Annotated in this window: 10 protein-coding genes; 3 read left to right on the top strand and 7 right to left on the bottom strand. The window is 42.6% G+C overall.

The genetic code is table 11. The annotated features are described in order from the left end of the window. From V7L29_RS19710 to V7L29_RS19735, 6 genes are all read right to left on the bottom strand, one after another. The coding region (locus V7L29_RS19710) for an AAA-like domain-containing protein (protein WP_334736562.1) at positions 1–2,367 on the bottom strand (2,367 nt) is incomplete at its 3' end. A gap of 131 nt (positions 2,368–2,498) precedes the next feature. Further along, positions 2,499–3,125 (bottom strand): type I restriction endonuclease, encoded by a 627-nt coding sequence (locus tag V7L29_RS19715; RefSeq protein WP_334736563.1) that lies wholly within the window; start codon positions 3,123–3,125, stop codon positions 2,499–2,501. A gap of 80 nt (positions 3,126–3,205) precedes the next feature. After that, positions 3,206–4,831 carry an AAA-like domain-containing protein gene (locus V7L29_RS19720; RefSeq protein ID WP_334736564.1) on the bottom strand — a complete coding sequence of 542 codons (1,626 nt, stop codon included), beginning with the start codon at positions 4,829–4,831 and terminating at the stop codon, positions 3,206–3,208. A 68-nt stretch (positions 4,832–4,899) separates the two neighbouring features. Further along, complete coding sequence (locus V7L29_RS19725; protein ID WP_334736565.1) at positions 4,900–5,109, bottom strand: hypothetical protein; 210 nt, start codon at positions 5,107–5,109, stop codon at positions 4,900–4,902. A 184-nt stretch (positions 5,110–5,293) separates the two neighbouring features. Continuing rightward, positions 5,294–5,803, bottom strand: a complete 510-nt coding sequence (locus tag V7L29_RS19730; protein ID WP_334736566.1) for a hypothetical protein — start codon at positions 5,801–5,803, stop codon at positions 5,294–5,296. A gap of 73 nt (positions 5,804–5,876) precedes the next feature. Further along, positions 5,877–6,770 (bottom strand): alpha/beta fold hydrolase, encoded by an 894-nt coding sequence (locus tag V7L29_RS19735; RefSeq protein WP_334736567.1) that lies wholly within the window; start codon positions 6,768–6,770, stop codon positions 5,877–5,879. A gap of 931 nt (positions 6,771–7,701) precedes the next feature. Between V7L29_RS19735 and V7L29_RS19740 the strand changes: the two genes are divergently transcribed. Together V7L29_RS19740 and V7L29_RS19745 are read left to right on the top strand one after the other, a co-directional pair. Further along, positions 7,702–8,166: a hypothetical protein gene (locus tag V7L29_RS19740; protein ID WP_334736568.1), complete on the top strand. Its 465-nt coding sequence runs from the start codon at positions 7,702–7,704 to the stop codon at positions 8,164–8,166. A gap of 245 nt (positions 8,167–8,411) precedes the next feature. Continuing rightward, positions 8,412–8,546 (top strand): hypothetical protein, encoded by a 135-nt coding sequence (locus V7L29_RS19745; protein WP_334736569.1) that lies wholly within the window; start codon positions 8,412–8,414, stop codon positions 8,544–8,546. Between the two features lie 9 nt (positions 8,547–8,555). On the opposite strand, the gene V7L29_RS19750 is transcribed toward V7L29_RS19745, so the two are convergent. Next, entirely contained in the window at positions 8,556–8,993 is a 438-nt protein-coding gene (locus V7L29_RS19750; RefSeq protein WP_334736570.1) for a VOC family protein, read from the bottom strand. A gap of 113 nt (positions 8,994–9,106) precedes the next feature. Here V7L29_RS19750 and V7L29_RS19755 point away from each other — a divergent pair, with 113 nt between their 5' ends. Further along, positions 9,107–9,886: an MBL fold metallo-hydrolase gene (locus V7L29_RS19755; protein WP_334690038.1), complete on the top strand. Its 780-nt coding sequence runs from the start codon at positions 9,107–9,109 to the stop codon at positions 9,884–9,886. Positions 9,887–10,177 lie beyond the last annotated feature (291 nt).

Consider the following 10,177-nt stretch of genomic DNA (forward strand, 5'->3'; position numbering starts at 1 on the left):
GGCGGTGAGGATGCGCTGCCCATCCGGGCTAAAACTGGCACTTCTGACTGAACCTTCATGCCCCTGTAACTTGGCAATTTCCTTGCCCTGTAAGTTCCACAGCCGCGCTGTCTTGTCATCTGAGGCGGTGAGGATGCGCTGCCCATCCGGGCTAAAACTGGCACTTCTGACTGAACCTTCATGCCCCTGTAACTTGGCAATTTCCTTGCCCTGTAAGTCCCACAGCCGCGCTGTCTTGTCAAAAGAGGCGGTGAGGATGCGCTGCCCATCCGGGCTAAAACTGGCACTTATGACTGGATCTTCATGCCCGGCCATGATTGTAAATCCCTGCACTTTATCCAAAATTGTCTGTAAAGCTAAAACTGGACTAGCCGCAGGGTAAGCTTCTAGTTTTCTCAGATTATGCTTATCTATTAAACCTTTTAACTCCTTGCCATCCCGCATGGCTGCCAGCAAAGCCCCCAGTTGATTAAACTGAACGCGGTTAATATTCGCTACTCCTGACCGTTCCAGTCGCGTAGCGTCTTGGGCAACTTGACGCTCTGCCTCTGCCTCTTTCTTGGCAATCTGCGCTGTTTTCAAATCTCGTTTTGCTAGCTGTTGTTGTTGCTGTGCCTTTTTCTGAGCAATTTCTGTTACTTTCAGGTCACTTTGAGCTTTTCTTGCTTGTTGTTGTGCCTGTTGTTTTTCTATCGTTGCTTTCTTCGCATCTTCCTCAGCAGACTTCACCTTCTTTGTTGCAGCTTGAAACTGCTGATTAGCTTTTACCAAGTTAGCTTTTGCAGAATTTAAATTCTTATTTGCTTGTTTCTCTTCGGTTTCTGCTGCTTTCTGTCTGACTTCTGCATCGTGCGATATCTGCTCGTTTTTTTGACGCTGGGCTTTGGCTTCTGTCTTAGCTGTTTTTAAATCTGTTTTGGCATCATTAGCTTGCTGAATACTCTGTTGTGCAAATATTCCCGAAGCAATTGCCCCCACCAGAGCAAAACCCAGCACCACAGAACCACTGCGAATTCGTTGATTAGCTCTGCTGTTTGCTTTTGCTAAAACTTGCTTTGCCTGTTCCTCTGCCTCCAGCCTTTTCTGCACATCGCCCTTTTCCAACTCTTGGCTAGCAGCTAAAAACCGATAGTCCAAGTCACTCAAACTTTTACCTACTGCCCATTCTTGGGCATCTTGCAAAGTCTGTCCCCGCAACAAGCGCGACTCATCTTGACGTTCCGACTCAACCCAGGCATTAAATGTATCGGAATAGGGGCGCAAGTTTGCTAAAATCTTGTCGCACCATTCCTGCTTAAACACCTCTGTGTAAATCCGGTTATAAATTCGCAGCTTTCCGTCTCGCTTCACCACCAAACCCGTCAACCGTAGTTCAGTTTGTTCAGGACTATCATCAGCTACTATCTCTCCCTGCTGCAAAATCTGCTGATACAACCCCAACAATCGCCCAGTCCGCTGTTCCCCACTCCGCAAGATTCTGTAACGAATCGTTTTCAAATGCTCCTGCTCATCTTGCGTCTCCCAATTCTCAATAATCCCCTCGCGTACCAACTCTTCCACCCAGTCCCCAGCCTCTAGTCCCCAGTTTTTAGTCTCCAGTGCCCCCTGCACCAGCAACTTACAAACTTTTTGCGTCAAAAACGGCTGTCCCCCCGTCCAGTCCAACACCACCTGCATCAACTCTTGAGAATCACCCACTTCTGCCAATCCCCGCGCCAAAGGTTCCGCCTCTGGGAGTTTAAACCCAGTTAAATCAATTGCTTGCCCAATATTAAAAGGTGTGCGCCGTTTATCTTGAATCAAATCTGAAGGTGTAGATACGCCAATCAAAGCAAAGGTGAGGCGATTGTATTCAGGATGGTCTGCTCGTCGGTTATAGCAATCTCGAATCACTGCAAAAAAGTCATCCAAATTGAATGAAAGACTCAGAACGCTGTCAATTTCATCAATAAAAATAACAATCTTTTCAGTAATTGTTTTAAGTAATATTGTTTCAATAAACTTGCTCAAACGCTGTACTGGCGAAAGCAAACCGTTATCAGTCCACCAAGTATCTAGATCAAAAGTTGGATAAATATTCAAACTTCCCACCAGAGTATCAATCACCCCGGCATACCACTGTTCTGGGGTAATATCTGCCGTCCCAATCGCTGTAATATCAACAACAGCACAAGCAAATCTCTCAGTTTGCAACTGCTGCATTACCTGCACCCGCAAGCTAGATTTCCCCATCTGCCGGGAATTGAGTACATAACAAAAATCCCCAGCCTTCAAGCCTTCATAGAGGTCATGGTCAGCTTGCCGTCTAACATAAGTTGGTGCATTTTGAGGAAGACTACCACCGACTTGATATTGGTACTGGGTCATAAACAATTCAAAATTCAGCGCGAGTTAGACAAACCTCTCCCTGCCTTGAACTAAAGTTCAAGTCTGTCCCTCTCCGAATCGGAGAGGGGCGGTTTTGCGTAGTAAAACCAGGGAGAGGTCATAATTACGAATTACGAATTACGAATTAAATCAGCTAGGCGTTTTAACACTTTTACAACAGTATGTAGGTCATCTCCCCGATTAAGCGACAGTGTGTAAGATAATGCATATCTTGGTGTGCCCTGTTTCGTCAACTTCATAAATTGAAATTCCCGACCATTGGTTACAAAACCATACGTAGATTTATCATTACCAGGATTAGCCAACATATAAGCTAATGCTTGAGGAATTGCTACCTCCAAAGAATATTCTGCTCGTTTTGCTTCAATTACAAGAACCCAAAATGGAGGATGGAACACCAAGATGTCAATACCTCCTCTAATAATCGTGCCTTCGTCTTCAGAAGAGATTTTTACTTCTTGTTCTGAAGCAATATAAAAAGGTGGTTGATAAAAACCTGCTAGATGCAATAGTGGAGATAGCACCACCATTTTGACTACAGGTTCCAAAATAGGATATTTCGATAGATGCAAATATTCTGCCTTAACTTGGTTGAGAGATTGCTTTTCTAAGTCACTCAACTCAGGTAAATCAAGCTGCCACTCTGAGAAAAACTGTTCGTTGTCTGCAAGTTGTAGCCCAAATTGCTCGATGAGTTCGGCTAGGGTGATATCTCTTCCTTGAATAACCTCAACCATTGTTAATCCTTTTTGTTAAATGGTAATTGCAGATGAAAGTCCTATTGCACTCCTAATGTAGTTTTTTAATTTTTAATTCCCTAGCGATTCAAAAAATATTGACGATACAATTCACACAGAGGTATCACTTGATTGCCTTGAAACTTAACTAACCCCATACTGCGGAGTTTAAACGCTTCAGTTGTGCCGACATCCACGGGGCGATTTGCTATCATCACTTGTTTAACCGCAGCTAGCAATTCTGCATCCTCTTGCAAATTCAGCCAATGGCGGCGTAAATGGTCACTGTAAGGCCCTTCCTCAGTTGCCGCGATTTTTTGCAGATTTTCCAGCGTTATCCGACCACGGGCAATTTCATAAAGCGCCACTCGCACTAAATAAGGATGACCACCCACGAGTGTCATTAATTTTTCAATTTGTGAGTTAGACCAATTGAGGCTGTGAAGCTGTACCAAGTCTTGTACTTGTATTTGATTTAAGTCTGGCAACTCAATAGGTAAACCCACATTAAAAGGCGACTGATTTATATTGAGTGGGATATAAACTTCCTTAGAATGCACAATCACCAACCGGAGATTTTTCCAAATTGTTTCATTCTTTGACCGCTCATGCCAAGCTCGTAGCAATCCAAAAAAATCAGCAGCAATTATCGGATGCTTGAAAACTTCATCGACTTCATCCAAACCCAAAGCGATGGGGCTATTAATCGCGGGTAATAAATACCGTTGAAAGTAATTTGTAGATTTATTCTTGCTACCTAAAACACCCTTCCAATACTCGTCTAACTTATCGGGTAGATTCAACTCGTAAGTAATGCTGGCGCAGAACCACTGCAAAAACTGATCTAAATTGCCGAGAAATTCTGCATCGGCTGACTGGAAATTCACAGGTGCAGTCTGATAGCCATCTTGACTAGCATGATGCAGAACCCGCGACATCAGCGAAGTTTTGCCCATCTGCCGGGGAGCTTTGATCCGAATTAAGGCCCCTGGTTGAAGAATCGCTTCATAACAGTCTACCTCAACAGGCGATCGCTCGACATAGAAAGCAGAGTTTAGAGATACCTGCCCCTCTGGATTTTCTAAGGAGACTGCTGGTTTTATCTGGTTATCTGGAATAGTTTCGTTAGCAGAGATAGCACCTTGGGGATTGTTCCGACTTTTCAGCACTGGGGTGGAAGACTCTGGAATACTTTCTAAGTCAATAGCGCTACAGCCAAACTCGTAAGCATCCTCATACGACCTGTCAGCGCCTAGTGCATCATAAAAGCCTACCGCAAATTTAATTGCTGCCTTATCCCCAATTGCCCGATTCATCCCAACTACGCAGTTAATGTGTTGGTAAATTGCCTCAGCTTGCACCTCGCTATAACAAGCATTTAATAATATACACTCAACCTTGTCCCTAAATAACTTAAATAGCCTTGCCAGTGACTCTGTACTCACCAGCTGCATTTGCCCTGTATTATTTTCCAAGGCTAAACCTTGATTTCCTCCCCCATGTCCAGAAAAATGGATAATATGAGGATCGTGATCTAAAAGCGCACGCCGCAAATCGTCAGGACGCACTGCCCATTTAGTAATCAGTTCAAACTTCTCTCGGCTGCGAGAGCGTTGCAACCCTTCCTGAATTTCCCTTACTTCCTCGTCCAAGCGGAGTTTATCTGTCGTCGTGGGATTAGCTGACACAATCAGGATTTTTTTCACAGCGCTATCAACTATTGAATGCAAGCTTCTGGCTTAGATGTAGTTTACTACAGCAGATAACTAGACAATTACTGATAGCGCATTACCATTAACAAGTCTTTAATACTCATTAATGAGGTTTGGAACTCCATTAACGAGTCTTTGATACTCATTAATGAGGCTCGGAACTCCATTAATGAGGCTTGGAACTCCATTAATGAGTCTTTGATACTCATTAATGAGGCTTTGATACTCATTAATGAGGCTTGGAACTCCATTAACGAGTCTTTGATACTCATTAATGAGGCTCGGAACTCCATTAATGAGTCTTTGAACTCCATTAATGAGGCTTTGATACTCGTGGAGATTACACCAATTTTTATATGTGTGAAGTATAAATGATTGTAGGGGCACAATATATTGTGCCCCTACGCATCTGGTCTATTTCATTAAAAACCGCTGTAATTCCTAACCGGAAGCGACCTAATTAATCTTAATGCCCGGTTTTTTTTGGCAACTTGCGTTTAAATTAAAGCTTTGACATTCCGTAGCTTCCAGCAATTGCCTGACTGCACCACCTGTCTGGTAACTCATCAAAGTTGCCCGCACCGCAGCCAGTATAACAACAGTGGCTAGTCCCAGCACAGTAGCTCGTTTGCTAGGTATTATTGTCCTGACTAAAGTATCTATTCCTGTGGCAGTACCAACAACCTGAATTGGCTTAAGTGCTTCCAAAGCAACAGCTGCATTGGCATAACGACGTTTCTGTTTGCGTTCTACCATTTTCATCAACCAGGACTCAAAACGCGGATTAATTAGGGAAACTAGTTTATGGAAATCAAAGCGATATTTATCATCAACAAGCTTACCGATATCAATAGAAGGAGTATCAGTAAGTAAGCAAATCAATGTTGCTCCTAAACTATATAAGTCTGACGCCTCGGTTAGGGAATGGCCAAATGGGCTACGCCAACGGCGGGAACCGCCGCTCAACGCCAGTTCCTTGTCACACGTAAGTGTCCTGAATAGGCAGTTTGCCCTCGTCTTGGGTCTGGGGACGAAATTATTAACTTTGCGCTAGCCAATCGACAATCTGGGCATTGACTATATTTGGAACTTCATCATGGGGGCAATGACCGGCATTAGGAATGGGAACAATTTTGATTTCTTTGCCATTCTGACGCGCCTCTTCGTAAATCTTGGCCCCGGTAATTGGTGTCCAGGGATCGTCAGCACCCCAAATTAATAATAAAGGACATTCTACTTTGGGCAATAGTTCCTCTGGACTTGGGCCAGGAGGGGCTGTGAGAATGGAGGCGAAAACTTGTTGCGCTCCTGGATCGCAAGAGGGAGTATAAAGTAAATCGACTAATTCATCGGTGACGGCTCCACGGTTCCGGTAAATTTGGTAGAGGGTACGGCGAATTTGGGCTTTTTGGCGGATGCGGTTATAGACAAATTTACCTGTAATTGGCGATCGCACAAACCTGTTAAAAGCTGCCATCACAATCCGTAGCGGTGGGTTCAATTCGTGGGGACGATGACTCAACCCACCCGCAGAGTTAATTAAAATACCGCCAGCAGCAATTTTTGGATGTTCTACCAGTACTATTAAGCTCAAAAGTGCGCCGATGGAGTTGCCAATAAGTACAGCAGGTTCGTGTATATGTGCTGTGCAGAAATCTTTCAGCAGTTCCACCCAAATCTCCACACTGTAATCAATGGGCGCTTTATCAGAACCGCCAAAACCTAAAAGGTCTATAGCAAATACCTGGTAGCCAGCATCAGCTAAAACTGGGATATTTTTGCGCCAGTGTCCAATGGAAGCACCAAAGCCGTGAACCAGTACCAAAGGGCGTCCTGTGCCCATGACAGTATACTGAATTTTATAACCCCGCCAAGTCCAAAAGAATTTTTCAAAGGCGTCTTGGGTTGCAAGCTGCTGTGTAGTTACAGTCATTAATAAGATTAATAAAGTGTTTCTTTAATATAGTAATGTTCTCTGACTTCATAACTCCTCACTCCTAACTCCTAACTTCTAACTTCTAACTCTTCACTCAGCACTCAGCACTGATTAGATGTTAGTTTCATCCACCCCAAGAGATTAATAAGTCGAGGGATACCAAATACCCTTGTGACTTTTTAGACGAATGGCAGTGTGAGATGAAATACATGAATCAAAGTAACTTTGCTGATTTGAGCAAATTTGTTCTGGCTGCAAACTCTGTGTCATCTTAGGGATGTAGTACAGTTCTAATCTTGACTGTGAGGCTGTTTCACCGGAATGTCGTCTAAGCTCGACTTTATCCAAAATTAAGAATTTGCTTCTCTTGTATCGGCAAAACCCTAGCTTTTTGGCAAAAACTTTTTCCATATCACTGATTATCAGTGAAAACGAAAAAGTAAAACTACCGTTTCACAAAGCTTTCAGCGTCAGCTTGAGCGTTGCCAAAAAATGGAGAGCTAAGAGGTTGTTTGAAAAGTTGGGAATGTTGTAAAAAAACGTTGGGTTGTAGAGCGGACTTATGGGAAAGCTGATGGGATGTCGCCGATTAGTTCGAGATTATAAGTTATTGCCTGCAACATCCGAGACTTTACATTTTCTACAGGTGCGCCAAAAACCCGCGCATAGAAACTTTATAACACTTAACTATTTTTGAAAAATTTGCTACTTGCATCTGTAGTCATAATCTGATTCAATTAGTTTTAGAAAAATTATGAAGTTAGTTAAAAAACTAACTCGACTTTACTATACTCACTGCAAAAAGATGGATATTTCCATTGCTTGCAGTCACAACTAATGTGTTGATGTTAGATGTTGGTTTTCAATTTGTTAACCTACTTAGGCTTTTGCGAAAAATATCAAAAATTTAGAAGAGGAGACAAGAAACATGTCTTTGAAAAATAGAGCGCTGACAACTGTTTTTTCAACCCTATTTGCCTTGGGTTTTGTAAGTGTAGGAACCTTAGTAAAAGCACAAGAATTAACACAAAAACAAAGTTCGTATTGCACAAATAGGTTGTTACAAGGCTACTATGGAAGTACCTCTTCAGGTTTTACCAACTCTGGAGCCACTCCTTTTAATTTAGTCTTTCTAGATAAATTTGATGGAAATGGTAATATCATAGGGGTTAATGGTAGTTCGAGTAGTGGTGGAGTGATTACTCAAAATCTCTCAGATACTGGCACATACAAGGTAAATAATGATTGCACTGTTACGATAAATTTTAATATAAGTAAAGGTGAAATAAGTAGAAACTTTGGTGTTATTGTTCATGGTGGAAAAAAAATCATTTACATCTCAACAGATGCTAAAAGCAATATTTCTGGAACGTTTGAGAAAGTTAATTATTAAGACGTTGAGCTACGACACTTGCGTTTTGCAATATTAGCTCATCCTACTATTTCTAGGGCTAGTACAGGTTGGCAGAAATAAACAGACCATATTGGTGGCAGAATAAATAGTCAGGGAAAAAACCGTTTCGGCAGGTGTCTGCTTTGTTATACCAAGCCCTGTCTAGCACTGGAAAGGTAGCAAACATCTCCTCGCAGTACGTCGTTGGACAACAATAAGTTGCAGTTTAGGAGCAGACTGAAACTTTGACGGAGGGTGTCAAACCGCGTCGCTATTGCAACCAAGGAATTGGTAATGGTGCTGAGGGCTGTGACCCAGATAACTCCCATTTTCAGGGTGGCAGTCAGGATGAAGGTGGAAGTACGCCTGGTAATAAGTAATACCTTTTTTTAAGAGACGCGATTAATTGTGTCTCTAGCTTGCTCAACTGTAAAATTAATTTCCTGACTAAAGGAAATCTCTAGTGTATGATTATCTGGGTCTCGAAGATAAGCCCAGTAACCAACTGGAGGGCCCCAGTCATTTGGGCCAGCCAGCAGTAGCCCTTCTGAGCGTGCCTCATCACACAGGCGAGTAACTTGCTCACGATTCTGATAAGCTACCCCAAGATGGGATTGTGGTAACAGTGCGCCTTCTATTTTAGCTTCTTTAATTAGGACAATCACAAAAGGTCTGGTCAGGTCACTAATCCAAGCAACATCTACTTGAGTCGTTTGATCAGTGCGACGATGTACGACTGTCATCTGGGCATACTTTGCATAAAACGAGATACTTGCATCGACATTAGTAACTGCAAGTGCAATGTGAGTAAAACCAAGATCAGACATTAAAAGAACTCCGTGTGTAGACTTTACCGGACGAATTTAAGTATTGACCTGAGTGCTTATTAAGAAAGCTGACACGATTGATAATGAAGGTAGGCGTTATCTTCACAAAATTTATGTTTTTAACTTGGTTAGACAGCAACTCTTGGTTACTAGAAATCGCTGAAAAGCGGATACTAATTGACCCTTGGCTGGTGGGTTCGTTAATTTTTAGCAATTTGGATTGGCTGTTTAAAGGTTCGCGATCGCAAAATCGCCCAATACCAGATAATATTGATCTGATCCTGCTGTCTCAGGGCTTAGAAGACCACGCTCATCCACCAACGCTCAAGCTGCTGGATCACAGCATCAAGGTTGTAGCTTCTGTCAATGCAGCCAAGGTAGTACAGCAATTAGGTTACACACAGGTAACAGTATTGACTCATGGTGAAACTTTCACTTTAAATAATCAAGTTGAAATTAAGGCTTTCCCCGGTTCGCCTATTGGGCCAACTCTGGTAGAAAATAGTTATCTCCTCAAAGAATTGGAGAGTGGTTTAACGGTATACTACGAGCCTCACGGGTATCATTCCCCGCAACTTCAGCAGGCTGCACCTATCGATGTAGTAATTACACCGTTTATTGACATGACGATACCTTTGCTTGGGCCGATTATTAAAGGAAACAATAGTGCCTTGGAAGTAGTAAAGTCGTTACAACCTCAAGTAATATTATCTACAGCCGCTGGTGGGGATGTGGCGTTTGAGGGATTGCTGATGAAACTCATTCAGACTAAAGGAAGTGCTGAAGAATTTCGTTCGCTATTAGAAAAGAACAATCTTTCGACGCGGGTGCTTGATCCCAAACCAGGCGATCGCTTTGAACTAAGCTTAGAAAAGCGAGCATTAGCAATCTAATAAGAGCACATGCTGGATGTCTACATCCAACCAATGTTTAGTTGATTATCTGGCGTTGCATATTTGCGGGATGTTTTTTAATTTTTGTGAATTTATAAACCTAATTCCTTCGCGCACTTTGCGTCTTCGCGGTTCAATAATTCATCCTTGTTTCATGTAACGCCGATTATCTACATTAGGAACAGCTAATCAAAATCAGGACTTACGCAAAAATAACGTAATTTCGTCATTACGAGCGATAGAGAAGTAATCCGCCCTGACGCTCTTATTGCTTCCCTACACTCCGTTTCG

Source organism: Nostoc sp. (assembly GCF_036916575.1).
In the GTDB taxonomy this organism is placed as follows: Bacteria; Cyanobacteriota; Cyanobacteriia; order Cyanobacteriales; family Nostocaceae; genus Nostoc.